Origin of the sequence: Sinomonas sp. (genome assembly GCF_036848755.1) — a bacterium.
Taxonomy (GTDB): domain Bacteria; phylum Actinomycetota; class Actinomycetes; order Actinomycetales; family Micrococcaceae; genus Sinomonas.
This window is the reverse complement of record NZ_DAIUJO010000016.1, coordinates 1-21,934: the sequence shown is the minus strand read 5'-3', so window position 1 is coordinate 21,934 and position 21,934 is coordinate 1. Positions and strand designations below refer to the sequence as shown.

General features: G+C 66.0%; 19 protein-coding genes. 9 read left to right on the top strand and 10 right to left on the bottom strand.

The genetic code is table 11. The features are described from left to right. Positions 1-11 precede the first annotated feature (11 nt). From V7053_RS04100 to V7053_RS04075, 6 genes are all read left to right on the top strand, one after another. Complete coding sequence (locus V7053_RS04100; protein WP_334171000.1) at positions 12-2,018, top strand: DUF6541 family protein; 2,007 nt, start codon at positions 12-14, stop codon at positions 2,016-2,018. Positions 2,019-2,120: 102 nt separating this feature from the next. After that, a complete protein-coding gene (pseB, locus tag V7053_RS04095; protein ID WP_334170999.1) occupies positions 2,121-3,107 on the top strand; it encodes a UDP-N-acetylglucosamine 4,6-dehydratase (inverting) in 987 nt (328 codons plus the stop codon). A 5-nt stretch (positions 3,108-3,112) separates the two neighbouring features. Then, entirely contained in the window at positions 3,113-4,240 is a 1,128-nt protein-coding gene (locus tag V7053_RS04090; protein ID WP_334170998.1) for an aminotransferase class V-fold PLP-dependent enzyme, read from the top strand. Next, positions 4,237-4,986 (top strand): glycosyltransferase family protein, encoded by a 750-nt coding sequence (locus V7053_RS04085; protein WP_334170997.1) that lies wholly within the window; start codon positions 4,237-4,239, stop codon positions 4,984-4,986. The genes V7053_RS04090 and V7053_RS04085 overlap by 4 nt, the downstream gene beginning before the upstream one ends. A 1-nt stretch (position 4,987) precedes the next feature. Further along, positions 4,988-6,481: a GNAT family N-acetyltransferase gene (locus V7053_RS04080; protein WP_334170996.1), complete on the top strand. Its 1,494-nt coding sequence runs from the start codon at positions 4,988-4,990 to the stop codon at positions 6,479-6,481. A 247-nt stretch (positions 6,482-6,728) separates the two neighbouring features. Beyond that, positions 6,729-7,808, top strand: coding sequence for a sialidase family protein (locus V7053_RS04075; protein ID WP_334170995.1), 1,080 nt, complete (start codon positions 6,729-6,731; stop codon positions 7,806-7,808). Positions 7,809-7,870: 62 nt separating this feature from the next. Here the strand turns inward: V7053_RS04075 and pseI are convergent, their stop codons facing one another. The 5 genes from pseI to V7053_RS04050 form a co-directional block, all read right to left on the bottom strand. After that, positions 7,871-8,923 carry a pseudaminic acid synthase gene (gene pseI, locus V7053_RS04070; RefSeq protein WP_334170994.1) on the bottom strand — a complete coding sequence of 351 codons (1,053 nt, stop codon included), beginning with the start codon at positions 8,921-8,923 and terminating at the stop codon, positions 7,871-7,873. A gap of 50 nt (positions 8,924-8,973) precedes the next feature. After that, positions 8,974-10,368 carry a lipopolysaccharide biosynthesis protein gene (locus tag V7053_RS04065; protein ID WP_334170993.1) on the bottom strand — a complete coding sequence of 465 codons (1,395 nt, stop codon included), beginning with the start codon at positions 10,366-10,368 and terminating at the stop codon, positions 8,974-8,976. Next, a complete protein-coding gene (locus V7053_RS04060; RefSeq protein ID WP_334170992.1) occupies positions 10,361-11,389 on the bottom strand; it encodes a hypothetical protein in 1,029 nt (342 codons plus the stop codon). The genes V7053_RS04065 and V7053_RS04060 overlap by 8 nt, the downstream gene beginning before the upstream one ends. Positions 11,390-11,536: 147 nt before the next feature. Further along, on the bottom strand, positions 11,537-12,865 hold the full coding sequence (locus V7053_RS04055; protein WP_334170991.1) for a hypothetical protein: 1,329 nt from the start codon (positions 12,863-12,865) through the stop codon (positions 11,537-11,539). Further along, the gene (locus tag V7053_RS04050; protein WP_334170990.1) at positions 12,862-14,133 is read right to left on the bottom strand and encodes a lipopolysaccharide biosynthesis protein; all 1,272 of its coding nucleotides are present in this window, start codon (positions 14,131-14,133) and stop codon (positions 12,862-12,864) included. Before V7053_RS04050 ends, V7053_RS04055 begins: the two co-directional genes overlap by 4 nt. Positions 14,134-14,349: 216 nt before the next feature. Here V7053_RS04050 and V7053_RS04045 point away from each other — a divergent pair, with 216 nt between their 5' ends. Continuing rightward, the gene (locus tag V7053_RS04045) at positions 14,350-15,288 is read left to right on the top strand and encodes a glycosyltransferase family 2 protein (protein ID WP_334170989.1); all 939 of its coding nucleotides are present in this window, start codon (positions 14,350-14,352) and stop codon (positions 15,286-15,288) included. 40 nt (positions 15,289-15,328) lie between these two features. Here the strand turns inward: V7053_RS04045 and V7053_RS04040 are convergent, their stop codons facing one another. Next, positions 15,329-16,285: a glycosyltransferase gene (locus V7053_RS04040; RefSeq protein WP_334170988.1), complete on the bottom strand. Its 957-nt coding sequence runs from the start codon at positions 16,283-16,285 to the stop codon at positions 15,329-15,331. 192 nt (positions 16,286-16,477) lie between these two features. Here V7053_RS04040 and V7053_RS04035 point away from each other — a divergent pair, with 192 nt between their 5' ends. Then, positions 16,478-17,479 (top strand): glycosyltransferase, encoded by a 1,002-nt coding sequence (locus tag V7053_RS04035; RefSeq protein ID WP_334170987.1) that lies wholly within the window; start codon positions 16,478-16,480, stop codon positions 17,477-17,479. 4 nt (positions 17,480-17,483) lie between these two features. Here V7053_RS04035 and V7053_RS04030 read toward each other — a convergent pair whose 3' ends face one another. Continuing rightward, positions 17,484-19,193 (bottom strand): glycosyltransferase, encoded by a 1,710-nt coding sequence (locus V7053_RS04030; protein WP_334170986.1) that lies wholly within the window; start codon positions 19,191-19,193, stop codon positions 17,484-17,486. Positions 19,194-19,356: 163 nt separating this feature from the next. On the opposite strand from V7053_RS04030, the gene V7053_RS04025 reads away from it, so the two are divergent. Beyond that, positions 19,357-20,241: a glycosyltransferase family 2 protein gene (locus V7053_RS04025; protein WP_334170985.1), complete on the top strand. Its 885-nt coding sequence runs from the start codon at positions 19,357-19,359 to the stop codon at positions 20,239-20,241. A gap of 101 nt (positions 20,242-20,342) precedes the next feature. Here V7053_RS04025 and V7053_RS04020 read toward each other — a convergent pair whose 3' ends face one another. The 3 genes from V7053_RS04020 to V7053_RS04010 form a co-directional block, all read right to left on the bottom strand. Next, the gene (locus V7053_RS04020) at positions 20,343-20,714 is read right to left on the bottom strand and encodes a DUF2304 domain-containing protein (protein WP_334170984.1); all 372 of its coding nucleotides are present in this window, start codon (positions 20,712-20,714) and stop codon (positions 20,343-20,345) included. 8 nt (positions 20,715-20,722) lie between these two features. Then, entirely contained in the window at positions 20,723-21,415 is a 693-nt protein-coding gene (locus V7053_RS04015; protein ID WP_443022503.1) for a glycosyltransferase family 2 protein, read from the bottom strand. Between the two features lie 32 nt (positions 21,416-21,447). Continuing rightward, positions 21,448-21,934 (bottom strand): SDR family oxidoreductase (locus V7053_RS04010; protein ID WP_334170982.1); only part of this gene is annotated, 487 nt, incomplete at its 5' end.

The window sequence follows — 21,934 nt, the reverse complement described above, 5'->3', positions numbered from 1 at the left end:
ACGGGGATCGCGTGGACTGGCTGACGATCGTCCCAGCTCTGACAGCGGCGGTGCTGCTTCTGCTGGTTCCCGGCGTCATGCTCGCCGTACCCCTGGGGCTGCGCGGCTTCGCGATCCCTGCCGTCGCGCCCGCCCTGTCGATGTCGGTCATCGCCGTCGCTTCGACCATTGCGCCCATGGCGCATGCGACCTGGTCTGTGTGGCCGGTCTTGGCCACGACCCTGGCGGCTGGCCTTGTCCTGCTGGTCCTCAGGATCCTACTGAGGCGTTTCGACCGGACCGAGGGGCGGGAAGCGCCCACGGCGCCCGATCGTCGCCGCGACTGGACGAGGGTGGCCGTCTATATCCTGTCGGTCCTGATTCCCGCCGTTCTCCTTGGGAAGATCCTGATCTCTGTCTTCGTGGGTCCTGACAACTTCTCCCAGACGTTCGACAACGTCTTCCATCTCAATGCGCTTCAGTACATTCGGGAAACAGGCTCCGCGTCGTCGCTTTCGATCGGGCGCATGGCCGACAGTCCCTACTATCCATCGGGTTGGCACGCCTTCGCCTCGCTCGTGGGCCAGATCTCGTCCGCAAGTATTCCGATGGAGGCCAATGCGGCCAATCTGGCCATCGGCGCCCTGGTATGGCCCCTCTCGATGGTGTATCTGGTCTGGCGGCTGTTCGGCAGGAGCCCTCTCGCGCTCATCGGCGCGGGTGCTCTTTCGGCCTCCTTCGCAGCCTTCCCGCTCCTCATGGTGGACTTCGGCGTCCTGTACCCGAATTTCCTGGGTCTGGCCCTTCTTCCGGCCTGCGTCGGCCAGCTCTTTCATGCCTTGGGGCTGGGCCATCGGCGACCGGCAAACGCGTGGCTGGCCTGGATCCTGCTCGGCGCAATGTCAATTGGCATGACTATCGCCCACCCGAGTGCGTTGATGGCGCTTATCGCGGTGAGCATACTTCCCGCTTTCCAGGTCTACGCCCGACGTGTCGCTCCATCGATGCGTCGAGGCGAGTGGCTTGCGGTGCCCGTCGTGGTCCCCTCTGTGGCGCTTGTGGCGGTGCTGGCCGCGGCCGCCGTCGTCTGGAAAGTCGTCCGCCCCGATCCGGCAGCCGCGTTCTGGCCCCCCACCCAGACGTTCGCGCAGGCCGCCGGCGAGGCGTTGACCGTCTCTCCGGTCCGCCTCGATCCCTCGTGGCTCATCGCGGGACTCGTTCTCATCGGGATCTACCGTTCCATTCGCCAACCCGGGCGCCGGGCTGTCCTGGGGTTCTTCGTCGTCGTCGCCGCCCTCTACGTTGTCGTCTCGGGCTTCGCTCCCGGCTCTCTCCGCAACTTCCTGGTCGGGGTTTGGTACAACGACAGCTACCGCCTGGCTGCGATGCTGCCCATGGCCGCCATCCCCCTCGCCGTGGAAGGGCTGCTGCAGATCGCCGCCTGGCTGCGCTACGCGTCGGGCGCCCTTTCTCGGTCCTTCCGACCGGGTTGGGCCTCTGACCGACGGCTTGCGCGGGCTCGGGCGGTCTCGGGCTTCAGCGGCGTGGTCGTGGTCGTCCTTGCCCTCGTCGGTCTATCCCACGGCGGCCAGGTGCATGCCGAGGAGCTTGCGGCCAAGAGCATGTACGAGGTCCGTCCGAACTCTCCGCTGGTCACATCCGATGAGCTCGCCCTTCTCGATCGGCTCGACAGCCATGTGCCGCCGGGCAGCGTCATCGCCGGCTCGCCGTACACCGGAACCGCGCTGGCGTACGCTCTCGCGGATCGCAAGACGCTTCAGCTCCACATCCTGTCCGCGATCACTCCTGAGATCCAGGCGGTCGACACCGGGCTGCGCGATGCACCCGCCAACGGGGCAGCATGCGCTGCTATCAAAGACCTCCATGTCCAATATGTCCTGGACTTCGGAACCCAGGAGATTCACTACGAGAACCATCCGTACCACGGCGTCGAAGACCTGCAGGGTTCTCCTGCGGTCCAGCTCATCGATCAACAGGGCAGCGCTCGGCTCTACAAGGTCGTTGCCTGCCAAGGGTGATTCAAAGGTCGCTCACAGCTCGGCTGGTAGGCTGGACAAGGTCGTCCCGGCACGTGTGCTCGATGTGACCGGATAGCTGGTTGAGTCAAGGTGGTTTGGCATATGTCCCTTCTCGAGGGTTCGTCCGTTCTGATAACGGGCGGTACAGGATCTCTTGGGAAGGCGCTGATCCGGGAGCTGCTCGACCACCACGATGTTCGTCGGCTTGTTGTGTTCAGCCGTGATGAGCTCAAGCAGCTCGAAGTGCGGAACATGTTCAACAACGATCCGAGGCTGCGCTGGTTCATCGGGGACATCCGCGACCGGGACCGCCTGCACCGGGCCTTCCACGGTGTGGACTACGTGATTCACGCGGCGGCGCTCAAGCAGGTCGATACTGCGGAGTACAACCCGTTCGAGTACGTCCGGACGAATGTCGGTGGGTCCCAGAACGTGATCGATGCCGCCATCGATGCCGGGGTGAAGAAGGTCGTGGCCCTTTCCACCGACAAGGCGTCGAGCCCGGTCAATCTGTATGGCGCGACGAAGCTGTGCGCCGACCGCCTGTTCATCTCCGGCAACCACTACGCCGCCGCCTACGACACGCGCTTCTGCGTCGTGCGGTACGGGAATGTCATGGGTTCCCGCGGGTCGATCGTGCCGATCTGGCGCCGTCTGGCGGCGGAGGGCAAGTCCCTTCCGGTGACCGACAAGCGCATGACGCGTTTCTGGATCACCCTGGACCAGGCGGTGAAATTCGTCCTCGACTCCTTCGAGATGATGCAGGGCGGCGAGCTCTACGTCCCGAAGATCCCCTCGATCCGCCTCATGGACCTGGCCGCGGCGGTGGACCGCAATGCGGCGACCCATGAGATCGGCATCCGGCCGGGGGAGAAGCTCCACGAGGAGATGATCGCGGCGGACGATTCCCGCCGGACGGTCTCGGTCAACGGCCGGTACATTGTGACCCCGCATCTTCTCGGATGGCGTTACGAGGTTCCCGAGGGCGCGGTCCCGGTCAAGGACGGGTGGAGCTACCAGTCCGACGGGAACGAGGTGTTCCTCTCGGTCGAGGAACTCGAGGCGATGATCGTCGCAGAGGGGTTCTGAGAGGGATGCTTCCGTACGGTCGCCAGTCCATCAATGAGGCCGACATCGAGGCGGTCGCCGAGGTGCTGCGGGGCGATTGGCTGACCACGGGCCCGAAGGTCGACGAGTTCGAGCGGGCCCTGTCGTCGGTCGCGGGCGGCTCCGAGGCCGTCGCGGTCACGTCGGGGACCGCGGCCCTGCACGTCGCGTATGTTGCCGCGGGGGTCCGGGCGGGCGATGAGGTCGTCACGACTCCTTTGACCTTCGTCGCCACGGCTGCCGCCGCGGCGATCGCGGGGGCGAAGATCGTCTTCGCGGACATCGACCCTGCCACTGGAAATCTGGACCTTGCCTCGGCCGAGGCCGCGATGACGACGCGCACCCGGGTGGTGGCCGCCGTCGACTACGCGGGGCTTCCCGTCGACGCCGGGGCCTTCACGGCGATGGCCCACCGCCACGGCGCCCTGTTCCTCGAGGACGCGGCGCATTCGATCGGTTCGCTCCTCAACGGGGTGCCGGTCGGTGCGGGAGCGGACCTGACGACGTTCTCGTTCTTCCCCACGAAGAACATGACGACGGCGGAAGGCGGTGCCGTCGTCAGCCCGGACCCCGAGCTGGCGGGGCGTGCGCGACGGTTCAAGGGCCAGGGGCTCGTGCGGGACCGCGACGCGCTCCGGTTCCCTGACGAGGGGCCGTGGCACCAGGAAGTCCATGACTTCGGCCTCAACTATCGCCTGCCCGACGTCCTGTGCGCCCTCGGAATCAGCCAGCTGGCTCGCCTTGAGGGGTTCCGGCGGCGTCGTCAGGAGATCCACGATGCGTACAACGCGGCGTTCGGGGGGAACCCGCGCCTGACCGTCCCGGGCACGGTCGAGGGTGCGGTCCCCGCGTGGCACCTCTACCCGCTGCGGGTCGAGGCGGATCGCCGCAAGGCGATCTTCGAGGAACTCCGTCGGCGGGGAATCGGCGTGCAGGTGAACTACCTGCCGGCCTACTGGCACCCCGTCTTCGAGGATCTCGGATACCGCAGGGGAATGTGTCCCGAGGCCGAGCGGTACTACAGCCAGGAGATCTCCCTCCCGCTCTTCCCTGGACTCAGCGACGAGCAGGTGGACATGGTGATCGAGAACGTCCTCGAGGTGGTCGGACCGTGACGGCGGACCGCCCTTCCGCGCGCGTCGTCGCCGTCGTGCAGGCCCGCATGCAGTCGACCCGGCTGCCGGGGAAGGTGCTCCGGGACCTCGGCGGGGAGCCGGTCCTGGCATGGGTGCTGCGGGCCGCGGGCGCGGCGGACGGTATCGACGAGGTCGTCGTTGCGACCTCGACCGACGGCGCTGATGACGCCGTCGCCGCTTTCGCTGAGGACTACGGCGTCCGGGCGGTTCGCGGCAGCCAAGACGACGTCCTCAGCCGCTTCCTCACGGCGGCCCGGGAATCGGGGGCCGACGCGATCGTCCGTCTCACTGCTGACTGCCCCCTGCTCGACCCTGCCATCATTTCCCAGGCCGTCGCGCTCTGGCGGCTCGATCCTGCCCTTGACTACGTGTCCACGACCCAGAACCGGTCGCTTCCGCGCGGGCTCGACGTCGAGGTCGCGGCGGTTTCGGCCCTCCGCGCCGCCGACGCCAGGCAAGAGCCGCACCACCGCGCCCACGTCACGAGCGCGCTGTACGAGGAGGGTTCGGGTTTCGGGCTTGCCTCCCTGTCCTTCCGCCCGGCCTCGGATCACTTCCGGGTGACGCTGGACACCGAAGCCGACGCTCGGCTGTTGGACGAGCTGGTCGCCCTCCTCCCGTCGCGGCCGCCGCGGTGGCGCGACGTGGTCCACATCCTGACGGATCGCCCGGACATCGTCGCGCTCAACGCACACGTCGAGCAGAAGGCCCTCCTGGAAGGCTGACGTGCGCGTTCTCCTCCGGTGTGATTCCACGAAGACGCAGGGACTCGGCCACGTCGTGCGCTGCGTCTCGGTCGGGGAGGCTGCGCGCGAGGCCGGCTGGGAGGTGATCGCGGCCGGGGACGTCGAGAGCCCTCTCGGCCGCGGTCTCCTCCAAGGGGTGGCAGACCAGCTCTTCCCTCGGCCTGCCGATGCGAGCGCTTTGGCGCGCTTGGCACGTAGGGAGGGCGTCGACGTCGTCCATCTGGACACGTACGACGACGAGGGAGACGTCCGCGCCCAGCTCGCCCGAGTCGGGGTCTTGCTTTCGTCCGTCGAGGACGGCCCCTTCGGACGCCGCCCGGCTGATCTGGCGACGGACCCTTCGGCGGGGGCCGAGTTCGACTGCCGGCCCGAGGACGGCACGCTGCGTCTCGCGAGGGGAGCCGGCTTCATCCCGGTGCGCTCTCTCGTCCGTGAGCTCGGCGCCGTACCACGCAAGGTGCCCGAGTTCGGAAACGGGTATCGGCCATCGGTGGTGACGGTCCTGGGCGGGACCGACGCCCGCAACGCGACTGCGGCCGCGGTGCGACTGTGGGCCGAGGCAGGGGTCCCGTCCCACTGCACGGTTGTCGTGCCGGGCGGCCAGGCCTTGGATGTGGGAGCGCTGCCCGAGGGCCTCTCGCTCGAGGTGGTTGAACAGTCGAGCGAGCTGCCGCGACTCTTTGCGCGCGCCGATCTCGTCATCAGCGGAGCAGGGACCACGATCTGGGAGCTCGCAGCGCTCGGCGTGCCGATGGCGATCATCCAGCTTGTGGAGAACCAGAGGCAGAACTACGCCTTCGCCGTCGGACACGGCATGGCCGCTGGCCTTGGCTCCTTCGGCGAGATCGCGGAGGGGTCGGCGGAGACGCTCCGTCAGGCGCTCTCGGACCTAGGTCTTCGGTCGAGGCTCGCCGCCGCAGCCCGGTCCATCGTGGACGGCGAAGGCGCCGCACGCATTGTGGGTCTGTGGCGGGAGCTCGCGGCCAGTCGCGGCGCAGTCTCCGTGCGGCCCGCCACCCTCTCGGACGCCGCACAGCTCTTCCGCTGGCGCAACGACCCGTCGGTTCGTTCGGTCTCCCGCTCGACGGCCGAGCTGCAGTGGGAGGGACACGTCGCCTGGCTTGAGCGTGCGCTGGTGCGGAAGGACGTCGTGCTCCTGATGGCGGAGGCGGACGGCCTCGCCGCCGGCACCGTCCGGTTCGACGCCCACGGCCCTGACGACTGGGAGGTCTCGATCACCCTCGCGCCAGCGGTGCGGGGTAGGGGGATCGCGGGTTCGGTGCTGAGAGCGGCCGAGGATCGTTTCCGCCTCGACCATCCCAAGGCGACCCTTCACGCCGTCATGCGCGCCTCGAACGAACCGTCCCACCGACTCTTCCTCGGCGCGGGCTACGCGGGCGGTCTGGAGGAGCAGGAGGGCACGGACGACGGCGGGTGGTACCGTCTGGTGAAGACGGCGCCGGAGCGCCGCTAGGCACGAGGTCGGCGTATGACGACCGGAATGGTGTACGTGAAATGCTGCGTTATCCTTTCCTTGCTGCCTGGTCAAGTCAAGGGAATTCATGTCAGATCGTCGCCACCCACACCTGTCCCGCCGAGAGGTCTTGGCGCTTTCTGGCACAGCCGCACTCTTTGGCCTGACGGCCACGTCGTGCGCGGCGCCTCAACCTCCGAACAATCAGGCTACGGCGCCCGGGGCTGCGGTCCGGCAGCCGTCCGCGGTGACCGCAGACCTCTCGCTCTCGAAGTCCTTCGGCCGCACGCTCAAGATTGCCGACGGAAAGGACGACTACCTGATTCCCGCGATGGTCGACGCCGCCAACGGGGACTATGTGCTCGCCTACCGGGCGGGGACGGCACACGCCTTCGCGTACGGCAGCGATCCGGGGACGCTCTACGTGCGCCGGTCGACCGACGCCGGCGTAACCTTCGGCTCCCCGACGCTCGTTGCGAGCTTTGCTGCCGAGAAGATCGACATCCGGGACCCCTTCCTCTACCGAGAGCCGAGCACCGCGAGGATCTGGCTGACGTTCTTCACCGGGGCGCGAAGCCTGAACGGGGCAACCTGGATCACGTTCAGCGATGATGACGGGGCGACGTGGGCTCCGTCTCAGGAGGTCCTCTCGTCCGCCCTCACACCGGGAGGCCTCCGCCGGTCGGCAGACGGCCTCTGGCGCATGCCGGTGTACCGACGAGTAGCCGGCTATTGGAGGGCCTCCCTCGTCACCGCGAAGGATCCGCTGGGACCGTGGTCGCTTCCGGTCGATGTCTTTGCCCCCCACCGCTCGGATGCCACGGAATGGGACTTCGCCGAGGTCTCGCCCACGAACTGGGTCGCGGTCGTCCGTGGATCCGCGCGCGCGAACGCCTATGCCACCCAGTCCAAGGACAGGGGCCGGACCTGGGCCGCTCCAGTCCAGCTGCCGAGTCCCAGCCCCGGATTGCGCTACGACGCGTGGCCCGCGCTCCGGATCGCGCGAAACGGCCGCGTCCTGTGCTTCATCCGCGGTGCTGGCGGGGGCCAGAGGCTCGTGCAGCTCTTCGACCCGTCCAAGCCGCTCGTGCAGTCCAACTGGAGCGAACAGGACGGCGGCGGACTCCTCGCGTCGAGCCTTCGCGGCACGTGCGGAAAGTTCCAGCCGTTTCTTCGAGGTACCACGTGGGTGGGGGCCTACTACGCCGAAACGGACGGGAAGCTCTCAGCCGAGATCGGGATCGGGAACTACGACGAGGCGAACCTGCGGCCGCGGAGCTCGGGCAACATCGCCGCCGCTGCGCCGCCCGCGAAGCCCGAAGGCTAGAGCCTCGGGGAGCCTTGGGTGCAGCCCGGACGCGGCACTGCCCGGCTAGCCGAGCATGCTGCCTAGACCAGCTCCCACGTGAGCGGCGTGCCTGCTTCGCAATCCACTCGGAAGGCGCGGCCCATCACGGACTCATACTCGCCAGGCGCGAGCCCCCCAGCCGGGCGGATCGAGCGGACGTTCTCGGGTGTGACCACGTCCCCGGCGCGGACAGGCTTGACGACGTAGAGGGAGCGCCGCAGCCGCTGGCTCTCTCCTTCGCTGCTCGTCGGGGTGATGACGGGCGAGCCGAGCGCCTCCCACGCCGTCCGGCTCTCGGCGACGAGGGCAGCGAGTTCGTGCGGCTCGAGGGAGAAGTCGGAGTCCACACCGCCGTCAGCCCGGCGGAGGGTCACGTGCTTCTCGACGACGCTCGCCCCCAGGGCGATGGCCGCGATGGCCGCTCCGATACCCATGGTGTGGTCCGAGAGTCCGACTTGGACCCCGAACGCGTCGCGGAGCACCGGGATGGTGCGGAGGTTCGACTCGGAGGGCGAAGCAGGGTAGGACGACGTGCAGGCGAGGACAACGATCTGATCGTTGCCCTCGTCTCGGATGGTGCGCACGGCGAGGTCGATGTCGCTCAGCGAGGCCGCCCCGTTGGAGAGGATGACGGGCTTCCCGGTCCGGGCCACTCGGCGCAGCAGCGGGAGATCGCCGATCTCGAGCGAAGCGATCTTGTACAGCGGCGCGTCGAGGGACTCGAGAAGGTCGACCGCGCTGGCGTCGAAGGGGCTGGAGAACGGGACGAGGCCGTGCTCGCGGGCGCGCGCGAAGAGCGGAGCATGCCACTCCCACGGAGTGTGCGCCTGAGTGTAGAGCTCGTAGAGGTTGCTTCCCCCCCAGAGCGGGTGATCGGAACTGATGCGGAACTCGGGGCGGTCGGAGTCGATCGTGATCGTGTCTGCGGTGTAGGTCTGGAACTTGACTGCCTGCGCCCCCGAGGAAGCGACGGCGTCGATGATCTCAAGCGCCCGCTCGAGGCTGCCGTTGTGGTTGCCTGAGACCTCGGCGATGATGAACGGCCGGTGGGCGGAACCGAGGCGGTGGCCGGCGACGTCGATGGAAGGCTGCATGGGGGACGCAATCCTTTGGATCATGGCGTCCGGGACGCCGGGTCGAATGCCTACGATGCTAGTCCGCGCCGTCGTACCGCCCAAAAACCTGCCCCGGCCAAGCCGAGGCCGACCACCAGAGTGACCACTCCGACGGAGAGCGTCGTGGGGAGCAGGAGGTTGGCGGCGATCGCCGCGGCGACGAGTGCAAACGCCCCGACGAAGGGGCCCAACGCGATGACGTGCGGCGCTTCGCGCAACGCAAGCGCGGCGTAGACGGCTCCGAGCAGGGCGAAGACGAGAACGCGCACGCCTCCCAGCTCCCAGTACTGGGGAGACTGGGCCGGAAACCAGGCCGCGGCCGCCGCGAGGACGACGACGAGCGGCGTTGCCCACGTCAGGGGCCTGGTCCGGCCCACGGCGAAGAGTGTCGACATGCCCACGAGGTAGAGGGCATAGCCGACCGCGACCCCAGGGAGGACCTTGGCGAGCTGGGTCGCCTCGTGGTCGAGACCCTTCAGGACGAGCATCCCCACCGTGGCCGCGGCCGTGCCGCAGACGCCCAATCCGGCCGCCACCAAGGCGACTTCACGTCCGACGCCGCGCACGTTCGCCACCAGCTTCGGGCCATGGGCTGCCTCGAATATTCGCGTAGTCCATACGTTGTTGAGCCCGGACAGGATGGCGAAGGGCCCGAGGGCGAACGCCGCTGCGGCCACGTATCGTCCCACCGAAGTCGAGCCCTGGAAGTGCTGGACCAGGAAGGTGTCGCCCTGCAGGAGAAGGATGATGGCAATGCTGTGCGGCAGCACCGGAAGCCCGAGCCGGAAGGCCCCGGAGACCGCCGCCCGCTGCCGCCACGGGAGCGAAGGCCGCGTCAGGATCAGCGAGACGATCGCGGTCGCGACCATCACGGCGCTGAAGGAAGCAAGATAGATCGTCGCAGTATGGCCGAAGGCCAGAATCCCGATGAGGCCCCCGAGGTGGGCGCCCAGGGACGCGCCCCCGCTCAGAAGGACGAAGGCGAGCGCGCGATGCTGACTTCGCAGCAGGGCTTGGGAGCTCACGACGACGCTCAGGAACCCGGTTGCAGCCAGTGCCCATGCGAAGGCTCCCGCGCTCGCCTTGTCCGGTGCAGCGGCAAAGTAACCGAGGGCAGCAACGATCGCGAGGCCCGTGCCGAGGATGATGTTCGCCCCATGGATCGCCCGCGCCTTCCTGGGACCGTCGGTCGGCTCGAAGTAGGCACGGCTGATGGCGAGGGGCAGGCCTGCCGACAGCACGACCTGTCCGATCTGGAGCAGGACAATCGAGACGCCGACGCGGCCCCATTCGACGGGGCTGAGGATCCGGATCGAGAACGGCTGGACAACGAGCGCTCCCGTTCCCTGGAGTGCAGCCCCAAGGAGGTAGTACAGGGATTGCCGCGCGTTGCTCGGGCGCGTCCCGACGGCCGCGTCAGGCACGATCGAGAGATGGCGCCACGAGCGTGGTCGAGGCAGTTCTGGGAAGAATGCCGGGAAGGTGCTCGAAAGGGTTCTTGAAGAATTGGAACGGCGAGACCTCGACCTCGTTCACGAGCGGCCCCACCTTGCGGTCCCGGATCCCCAGGATGGCCTCTGCTTTCGCCAACGGGGACCGCAGCCAATAGTCGATGAACGGCCGCGGGTTCCGCTTGTCCCAGCCGAGCACGCGGCGCAGTTCCTGAGGCGATTGCAGGTAGGCCTCGCCGAGTTCCTGTTCCGCGATCTTCCTGAGCTGAGCGGTATTCGGCTCGTCCTCATAGAACTCCGGCCAGAGCTCGCGCAGATACTCTTCCGAGGAGGTCTCCTGGATGCCCGCGATCTGGAAGTGAGGCCCGTAGATGTGCACCGGGGTGTCGACGGCGGACGCGTACAGCAGCGCCGTGGCCAGGCGGTTGGAGACGACCTTCTTGGCGCTCATGACGAGCCACATGACCCGGGCGAGGAAGAGAGGGTCACGGCGCTCGCCGGCGGTCGTCAGGATGTGGCCCGCATCCTTCCAGGCCTTCACGATTTCGGGCTTCTGCATGTCGTCCACGTGCATGCACACCACCGCGGAGCCCTCGCGCTCGAAGACCTCGCGGGCGAAGCCGGCCTGGTCGCCGTCGACGTCGATGAGGCGCGTCCCGTGGAAGGGGAGGACGACGGCGTCGATCGTCCTTTGGGGGACCATGCCCGAGGCCTCGACGTGACGCGCGAGATACAGCGCTGCCGCCCCGATGGGCGTGCTCGAGAATCCCGTCTCCATGCGGGATTCTCGCTCCGTCCAGCCACGGGAGTCGTGGGACCAGACGAAGAGGCCCCCGGGCGGTGTGGCGTGGGCGAGGTCGGCGAAGTGAGTGCGGAGTGGAGTCACAGGCGTCCAGCCATGCTGGTACAGCCCCGGGATGTGCCTCGGCGCACGGAGACCTGCGTGGCCTGCCAGGACAGCCGAGTGCCCGTAGAAGTGATTCTGGATGTCCATCCGGACTTACTTCTCCTTCAAGGTGCGATGCCGCGACCGCGACCATACAAGGCTAGTGGATGGCCTCAGGAGCTTCCTTCCAGATCCTGCATTCAAGGAGAGCTTCACAGGTGATCCATAACTGTTCTGACCTGGCTTGCCCTTCACCTAGTCCAGCATGCTGCACGGGAGCAGGACCTTGTCGAAAGCCCAGCCGGTCGGAGCAATCCGAACTGGTTCGGTCGGAGCGCTGGGGGTGCTGCGGCAGGCGGCGCGGGCCGTCTGAACTCCCGCGGACCATGTGGGGCCGTGGTCGCGTCCCACGGTCGGGGGAAAGAAGTAGACGGCCAGAACGATCGCGAACGCCCCGAGGATGGCGCTGACGGCAACTGCACTCGTCCTTGTCAGGACGACGGCAACGAGGGGCACAAGGTCGAGCAGGAACATCGACGGTGCGACGGTGTATCGGGAAAGGAAGAAGTTCTGCCATTGTGCCGCGGTGAATCGGGCGTAGTCGAAATAGGGCTGAAAGTTCATTGCCTGGGCAGCTGACCACACGCCGACGGACGCCACGACGAACACGCAGGCCATGAGCCGCTGCAGTCCGTTGCCTTTCACGAGCGCCACGATCAATGCGGCGAGGAACGGCATGGCTGCGAGTGCCACGGGGATCCATCCGAAGCGCGTCACGGTCAGGATGATCTCCTGCGAAGTGCCGTACACGATCGCCGAACTGCTGTTGAGGAACCAGCCCTCGATGATCGACCACCAATTCACGGATGAACCGGGGGAGGAGCTGCGGGGAAAGCTCAGGGTCGTTCCCACCTGGCACGCAGCACCGACCAGGAGCGCGAGTCTCGGCGGCCAGAAGGCGCGGTCCTTGAACCGGTAGAGGAAGAGAGGGATGAACAGTGCCACCTGGATCTCTGTCAACGAGGCGAGCAGCACCGCCGCCGTGAGCACGACGTTCTCCCGGACTGACTCCGGGCGCTTGACGAGGAGCCAAGGCACGAGCCAAAGGAGGTACCAGTGGAGGTTGGCGAAGTTGCCGAGAGTCTCCTGCGGCCCCGCGGCGACGAGTACCGGGATTGCTGCCCAGGCCAGGCGGATGAGCGGGCTCGTGGAGAGGGCCCTCGAACAGTGCCAGACGAGAGCCGCGACGACCCCCACTGCGAGGCAGCTGAGCGCGGTGAGAGCGAGCGCGTACGTGCTCGGTGGCAGAACGGACACGATGAACCAGGCGGCCATCCGTGGCACGACATGGAGGTAGCCCTGGTACGGCGCAAAGATCTGGAGGACGCTGCGGTGCTGGAGGGCGCCGTTCAGGAAGATTCCGCCATCCTCTGCCCATACGGTGTCCTGAGCCGTCGCAGGGAGGCGGAAGAGGGAGAGCGCCGTACCCATTATCACGACGGCGACCGCGATTGCCGGGCCACTCCCTGCGAGACGACCGGGCCCCGAGGATGTGCGTCGTAGCGTGGGTGAGGAGAGTGTCATCGTTCTTCCGCTGCCTTCTTGCCGACCGGGGTTGTCTTCGGGCTCGTCGCTGCATCCTTCATCCGACGGCCCAGCGCTGCGTACTGGTAGACCAGCACGGCGAGCTCGGAGGCAGCGAGGGCCCACGCGACACCGACGGCACCGCTGAGGGCTGCACCGAGGGCGATGAGCGGGATCCCGCTCAGCGCCCCCACGAGGGTCGACTGCGCCAATGCGCGCGTCGCCCGAAGCTGGACGAGACAGGCGAGCCCGATCACTTGAGTGACACTGACGGCCGCGAAGACGACGCCGAAGGGGACCGAGAGCACGAGCCCGAAGTCGATCCGATGTGCCGAGAGGATTCCGGCTGCCAACGGGCCGAGGGCGGCGATCGCGATTCCCCCGACGGCGCCGATCACCGGCGTCATCCGTGCGGCCTGCCTGATCCTGTGGCGGAGGTTCCCGGGACCACCCTCGGGGAGCCATCCTTGGACGAGCTGGAGGAACGGAGCGAAGGCCGTCAGTGCGAAGCGGAAGAGCTTGTCGCCCATCGCGTAGGTGCTCAATGAGGCGGGCGCGAGGCCGTTGACGATGAGCAGTGGCAGTGACACGTAGAGGCCCGCGGTCGCCGAGGTGGCGACAGCATGGCGCTGATGCCCTAGCCTGCGGAACGCTGACCGCGGTGAGAGATCGAAGTGCGGGGTAGCGGCACTCGATCGGAAGATGCGCCGCGCGCCGAGGGTCACGGCCGCGAGATTGAAGACGAGCTGCGTCGCGAGGACCAAGACGAGGTCTCGGGTGATGACCATGACGACGACGCTGACCGCCACGCCGAGGGTCTGGGGGAATCCGTCGAGCCAGAAGAGTCTTGCTGGCCGAGCTTCGCCGACGAAGTACCATGAGGCGCCGAGGAACGGCATGAGGAACGTGGCCGACCCGACAGCGACCAAGGCAAGGTGCTGAGGGTTCAGGATTCCCATGACACAGAACATCAGCGGGTAGACCGCCAGCGCCAGGTACGTCCGGCTGACGAGCGAGTTGGCGTACTCCTGCGGTCGTTGATCAGGCGCAAGCCCTGCGATCTCGGCGGCGCCGGTGGTCCCCCAGCCAAAGGAGACGAACACCCCGAACAGGGTGGCTGCCGTCTGGAGCGCTGCCTGGACGCCCCAGAGCTGGGGTCCCGCACCCGCGATGATGATCGGCACGGCAACGAGGCCGACGAGGCTTGAAAGGCCTGTCGTCAGGGCGAAGCTCAAGAGCCTCTTGACCATCGACAACCGTGGGCCCAAGCCGACGTCTCCTTCTTCTGAAGCACGTGCGGGCTCGCGGCCGCGGCACGGAGCCCACGTGGGCCTTGCCCAGTCTACCGGGGGCGAAGGCCAGCCGGAGAGCCCGAAGTCGTCGCTGACGAAATTCATGCCGGGGAGTCTTGGGGTCATCCAGGCCGGTGTCGGAACTCGGCTACTATTGGGTCGATCGCTCTAGCCTGAAGACAGGAATTTTCTGTGTCCATCGCCGCAGTCGTCGTATCGTTTAACCGCCTCGGCTTCCTCAGAGAGTGCCTGTCCGCCCTCAAAGGGCAGACGCGAAAGCCTGACGAGATCATCGTGGTCGACAACGGATCGACTGACGGAAGCGCCGAGTACGTCCGCGAGGAGCACCCCGATGTGGTCTTGTTCGAGACCGGCGCGAACCTCGGCGGCGCCGGAGGTTTTGCCTGGGGTGTAGAGCTGGCGATCGCCCGTGGGCACCAGGCGGCGTGGTTGATGGATGACGATGCGTGTCCTGAGCTGGACGCGCTCGCGCCTCTCGCGGAGCTCTTCGCGACGATGAACCCGAAGCCTTCGTTTCTCGCGTCGCTGGTCACCGCTGGGCGCGACACGTTCAATCGCCGGAATCCACCCGTGATCAGCCAGGATGCCGGTCAACAGGTGGCGGCTCACGAATTCGATGCGATCGCAATCGAGGCCGCCACGTTTGTGGGTGTGCTGATAAATCTAGAGCTGGCGAAGACCACTCATCTGCCGTTCTCTGATTTCTTCATTTGGATCGACGATTCGGAGTACACCCACCGGCTTTCTCAGATGGCCCCGGCAATGGTTGTTCCCGCTAGTCAGGTAAACCATCCCGACGTCGCAGCCAAGGCCAAGGATCTGGGCCCTCGGGTTTTCTATCATATCCGCAATAACCTCTGGTTCATTCGAGAGCGGAAGGCCTTGCCCGCCACGAAATTGGTCGCTCTAGGAAATCTGCTGCACCAGACTGTCTACTACGGACTTAATTCAACCGATAAGAGGCAATGGGCTGTAGCCGTTGCCAAGGGGTACGCCCAAGGCTGTGCGCGGCGCCCGCGGCGGATCTATCCAGGGGAATTGCTTGCCACGCTGCCCGACGAGGTCCGCGTGAAGTTGGTCGATCGGACGCCCTCCCCGGACAAACGCTGAACCGCCCGACAGGTCGTGCCGCGGCCTCAAGGCGAGAAAGCTAGTCACGGCGGGTCGTAAGTTTGGTCGTGAGCCGGGGCGTCGCCCTGCCTTCCCGACAACGGATCCCGTCGATAAGGCCGTACGCGATGGCTTTGACCGATTTCCATTTTGCAGCCCCGAAGACGACGTTTCGGCCAGCGAACACCATGTCGTCCACGACGCGGTGAAGCACCCATGAAGGGTAGCGGCGAGCATACCGGGCATTGGTGATCAGCCGGTTGCGGGTGACGTAGTACAGGCGGAGCGGGCTGTGGGCGGCAAAGAAGGCCGTGGCGCCTCCATGGGTGGTGAGGGTTCGCCCGAAGAGCATTTTGGGAGTCTGTTCGCCCAGGCCGTGCTCGAGATCAGTGCCCTCGGCGAACTCGACGGTCAGCCCAGCATGGCGAACACGCAAAGTGAACTCGGAATCGACAGCATCGATGAATAGCCCCTCCTCGAAAAGGCCGACTCGATGGAACGTCGGAACGGGTATGAGCATTCCCGACTGCATGGGATCGTACGGCTCGATGCCATTCTGGCCCCGCTGAGCGGGCACATCGACCCCGTTCATCCGGTGGGCGCAGACGAACCCGACCGGCCGACCAGCCGCTGAGGCGGTGCGCAAGGAGTCCAAGCATTTTTCTACATAACCCGATTCGAGGGTCGAATCTTGGTCGAGGGTTAGAACCGCCGCGGCCCCTAGGGCGAGGGCTGCCCGCACGCCGGTGTTCAGTGCGGCGGCGATTCCCGAATTCGCCTCGTGGTGGAGGACCTCCACTCCGATGCGACGGAGTTCGAAAAATACCTCCGAAGCGTCTGGCCCAGACCCGTCATCGACGACGATGACGTGGTCCACCTGTGCTCGGAGAGATTCGGCACGACGGGGGAGATCGGCAGGCGGGTTGAGCGCCGTGATGACAGCGACGACTCCGGTAGGCCCCCCAGATGGACTCGAAGGAGGCTGCAGTTCATCCATCCGTGGTGCCTCTCTTCGGTGCCAAACGTCAGTCGCGACAGAGAGTCTAGCCGAAGCCGCTTCGGCTGCTGGTATAGAGTTGTCGCGGCCCCGATCTGGGTCCGTCCTCCTGCGTCATGCTCAGGGAGCTGGCCCGCGAGGAGGCAAGACTTCTGGCGCCCGTCAGGTCTCGGGTGGGAGCGAAAGGGAATTGTGGCGAATCCGCACGCACAGGGAGGACAAACCAGCCCAGGTTTCGGAGCTATCGTTCTCGCTGCGTACAAGCCCGATAGGTCTCTGTTCCGGATTCAGCTGGAGTCGATCGCTCGACAGACTCACGGGGACTTCCTGTGCCTTGTCACAGCCGATGGAGGGCTGGGCGAGGTCGAGGAGCTAGTTCGGGAGATTGTTCCCGGTGACACGAGGTTCAAGGTCATAGGCTTCGATGAGAGGCTCGGCTTCTACAGAAACTTCGAGCGCGGTCTGACGTTCGTGCCTGAAACTGCGGAGTGGGTGGCTCTGTCAGACCAAGATGATTATTGGTACGAAGACAAGCTCTCAAAGCTCCTGCCCCATCTCGCCGACCACGTGCTCGTGTCGGGTCAAGCGCGTGTAGTCAGCGACGACGGTGAGGTTCTCGAAGCCTGGACTGGGAGGACGAACGCCTCGTTCTTGAATCTCTTCGTTCAAAATCAGTTCACAGGTGGACTGTTGGTGTTCCGCCGATCGCTGCTCGACAATGCGCTTCCTTTTCCCCGCATGGACAGCCCCTCGGAGCTCCATGACCACTGGTTGGCCGTCTGCGCCTACGCCCTCGGCTCCGTGAGAATCGTTGACGAACTCGTTCAAGATTACATTCAGCACGGCAACAATGTGGTGGGCGAGGCGGTGAAGGGCCTTCATCCGATTCAGTCCTACCGACGAGCTCGTGAGCTTGCACGCCGATATGAGGGGTCCCCGACGGTCGCTTCGATTCTGAGACTGACAAATTCGCTGAGCTTCGGCTGGCGTCGCGTGATGGCGGACGCGCTGGCCCAGCGTCTTCCCTCATCGAATGCGAGAGTCTTTCAGGCCACTACAGCCTTCGGGAAGCGCCATGCTTGGGGGCCGCTGTGGCACGTCTTTGCCTCCGGGCTCCGGAACGGGACTATCTCAGTTCCTGTGGCACTGACCTATGCCGTCGGCGGCCTTGTCGAGGTTCTCCGCAGAGGTTGAAACGCTACTGGCCGTCCTTGAGGCTGCGGCTTGCGGTGCCCAGTGTCCTCGCCGTTCCATCTGGGATTCGCCCGAGGCGACCAAGGGCGAAGTCCGCTGCTCCTCTCAGACCTGCCATGAGGTTCAGGAGGCGATGTGGGCCGAATACCAGCCGGACCGCGTTGCTCTGAACTTCCATCAGCATCCGGCGTGCGACCCATGTGGGCTGTCGGAGACCGTAGCGCTTGGCAATGGTCAGGATGTTTCGGGTGATGTAGTACACGCGAAACGGCTGATGTTCGTACACGAAGAGCTTTTTGGCTCCGAGATGGGCATCCCAGCCGAACACTCTCATCGGTCGCGACTTGCCGAGGGAATGGATCAGGTCGACGTCCCTGCCTATTGCGATGTGATAGCCGGCGGCCCGGAGGCGAGCATTGAAGTCTGAATCCACGCAATCGATGAAGAGCATCTCGTCGAAACCTCCCACGCGGTCGAAAGCTTCGGCACGGTACATGGTTCCGGACTGCATTGGATCAAGCACCTCCAGTTGCTCGCCCATCGGGAGGGTTGGAAGCGGCTTGCCATTGTGGCTCTCGGGAGAAACGGCCCCGACCCTCTCGGGCCTTACTCCGGCGTCTGGGACTGAGGCGAGCGCCTTCGAGACGTAGTCGGCGGTCAGACGAGAGTCCTGATCCATGGTCATGACCCAGGCGGGATCCCATTCCTCGCGCGCGCGGCGGATTCCCGCGTTGAGTGCGGCCGCGATCCCGGAGTTGCGCTCGAGCCTGACGACGATGGCGCCCAGCGTCTCGACCTTGGCCAATATCGTGGTGACATCCTGTGGCGAGCCGTCGTCCACCACGACGACGTTGTCGACCTGGCGCAGGAGGGACTCCACGTGCGTAGGCAGAGTGTCGTCCGGGTTGTAGGCGGACACGACCGCTGCTGTCTCCGTCCGATGGGCGAGCAGTGGTGCCCGCTCAGCCGAAGGCAGGCTGTCCGAGGCGCGCGTTCGCGCTATCGCAATGGCGAGTTCGGCGAGGAACTCGCCGCGCGCCCGAAGGACCTTCCTGAGGGACCTCGGCCTCTTCGGGGTCAAGTTGTCGTCGTGGAGTCGGTGCCGGACTGTGTTGGCCGCGAGATAAGTGATGCTTTTCCGCACGTTTGCAAGCATGGCGAGCCACTGATCGTGGGACTCGGTCATGACGGTGGGGAACGGAAGGGCGTCTTCGAGGAGGCTGCGCGACACGGCCATAGCAGAGCCCCAGTGGAGCCGGTAGCCGATGAGGATGCCGAGCAGGTTCCTGACATGGCGGGTGGAGAAGCGGGGGTCGACCCGCAACCGCTGGAAGTAGCCGGGAGTACCACCGAAATGCTCGCAGTTGCCGACTGCCGCGTCGGCGTGGTCGAGTCCCGCGATGAGTGTGTCGACGCGGCCCGGAACCCAAATGTCGTCCTGGTCGGACAGCATCACGACATCGCCCGTGCTGAGGCTGAGCGCCTTCTCGAAATTACGGACGTAGCCCAGATTCTCGTCGTTGAAGACCACCCGGACCCGCGGATCCTCAATGGACGCCAGGATTTCGCGGGTGGCGTCTGTTGAGCCGTCGTCGACGATGATGACCTCGTCGCCGGGGGCGAGCTCGGCGAGGATGGAGTCGAGCTGCTCCTGAATATGATCCGCGCCGTTGTACGCGGCCATGCAGACGCTGACGCTCGGACGAGATGGCATGGGGGGCAGGTCTTCCTTAGCTCTCGAGGCAACTCCGTCATCATACCGGTGGAACATCCCACCAAGGTGTGGGCCTGCGCGTGCGGATATAGTGGTAGCGCCCGTGGCACGCAGACGCCACATGCCCTCGCCCGTGTTGCGCACCGAAAGGCCCCCGTCCACGATGACCTCAGTCGATGTGATGCTGCCCTACTACGGCGACGTTGAGCAGATGAAGCTCGCCGCCCGCAGCGTGATGAGCCAGCACTACCAGGACTGGAAGCTGCACGTCTTCGACGACGGGTACCCAAGCGACGAACCCGCTGCCTTCTTCTCCGAGATCACCGATCCGCGGGTCTCCTACGAGAAGAACGAGGTGAATCTCGGAGCAAACGGAAACTACCGGAAGGCCCTGGCGAGGGCCAAGGCGCCGATCGTCGTCATTATGGGGGCCGACGATGTCATGCTCTCCAACTATCTCGATGTCGTGGTCCGCAACTTCGATGCGCACCCGGAGGCCGACGTCGTACAGCCTGGCGTCCAGGTCATCGACGAGCTGGGGATCGCTCGCATGCCTCTCGCTGACGCCGTCAAATGGGCCTACGCGCCCAAGACGCGTGTGCCGCTGGTCCTGACGGGAGAGCGGATGGCCACGAGCCTTGTGCGCGCCGACTGGGCCTACTTCCCTTCGCTCGCCTGGAAGACCGAGACGATCCAGCGCATCGGCTTCACTCAAGGCCTCGACGTTGTCCAAGATCTGGCCCTGCTCCTCGACATTGCCGCCGAGGGAGGGACGATGATCTTCGATCCCGAGCTGTCCTTCCTGTACCGGCGCCATTCGGCCTCTGATTCCTCGGTCCGCGCTCTGGACGGGCGGCGCTTCGACGAGGAGCGCCGGTTCTTCGAGAGCCAAGCGGAGAGGTTCCGCGCGCTCGGCTGGACGTCGGCGGCGCGTGCTGCCTCGAATCACTTCACGAGCCGTATGAACGCCGGCTCGCTCGTCCTCAAGTCGCTTGCGAAGCGCAAGACGGACTCGCTGCCTCGCCTCATCAAGCACATCGTGGGCTGATTCTTCGCACGGAGGCGACTGCCCTCGGACAATCGGTCCCGAAGAAAAGACGGCGGCCGCGCACTTTGCGCGGCCGCCGTCCTCATCCCGCAATGGGCGCGCTAGGCCGTGGGGCGCGCTTCCGGGTCATTCGGAAGCTGCTCCTGGACGTCACGGAGGTCCGCGCGAAGGATCGCGACCTCTTCCGCGAGGGCGCGGATCTCGTCCTCGCCAGCCGACACCTCTCGCGAGAGGTGCAGGGTCACTCCCATCAGCAGAATCACGGCGATCGCGAAGAGAAGATTCGAGGGGACCTGGACACCCACAACGTGGGCAGCCCAGATCAGAAGATCGGGGAACACAGCGAGGAGCAGGCTGGCAAGCCCGATGACGATCCAGAGGACGGCGTACTTCTCGCGGATCTTCTGGCGCCGCAGCATCTCGATGACGAAGATGAGCACCGCGATGACAAACAGGACGGCAAGGACGGTCATGGGGTCTCCTAGTCGCCGACGGGCGACGACTTCTTGCGGGTGAGGGCGAAGACGAGGGCGAGCCCAGAACGGACGAGGTAGACCGCGGCCTTCAGCGGATGGTGGCTCGGCGTTCCTCCCTGACGAGGGCGCATGTTGACGGGGACCTGGGCAACTCTGCAGCCCGACCTCACCGCCACCACGAGAGAGTCGATGGTGTCACCGAGATACTCGGCCGGGTAGTGGGCCACGTATTGGCGGATGGCACGCCGATTCGCAGCGCGGAAGCCGGAGGTGACGTCGGTGAGACGGGTTCCCGAGATCTTCGACAGGACGCCGCCGAGGACGACCATGGCCCACTTCCGCGGGCCCTTCACTTCGTATTCGGCGCGGTCCTCGAACCTCGAACCGATCACGATATCGGCATCGGAAAGTCCCTCAAGGACGCGCTTGATCTCGCGGGGGTCGTGCTGCCCGTCGGCATCGACCTGTATCACCTGGTCGTAGCCGTGGAGCAGCGCGTACTTGAAGCCCGTTCGCATGGCACCGCCCACGCCCATGTTGAAGGGAAGACGGATGACGCGCGCACCGGCCTCGGCCGCGATGCGGGCCGTGCCGTCGGTCGAGCCATCGTCGACGACGAGCACGTCGCAGGGCGGTGCGTAGGCGAGGACTTCCCGCACCGTCGAGCCGACCGACTCGGCTTCGTTCCATGCGGGCATGATGACAAGCGTGTTGGCGCGAGGCCGTGGCATCACGGCGCGGCCACCTCCTGCCCGAGATAGCCCTCGAGCCGGGACCGGCTGGACGGGACCTCGAAGCCCGTTTCCCGAAGTTTGGTGAGGCTGAGGACGCTGTTGGCGGGCCGGGGGGCGGCCTCCTTGCCCTTGAAATACTCTTCGGACGAGACGCCGGTGACGTCACCGCCATCGTGCCCCGTCAAGGCGTACACGGAGCTGGCGACGTCCGCCCAAGACTGTGCGTCGCCGTCGTTCGTGAGGTTGTAGACGCCAAACGGTGCACCGCTGTCCAGGAGGTGGCGGATGCCCGCCGCGATGTCTGCGGTGAAGGACAGCCGGCCGATCTGGTCGTTCACAACCGAAGGCTTCACACCCTTCTGTGCGAGGTTGGCCATGGTGCGGACGAAGTTGCCGCCCTCACCGATGACCCACGAGGTGCGGACGACGTAGTGGCGCGGGACGACCGATACCACGGCGTCGCCCGCGGCCTTCGTCTGCCCG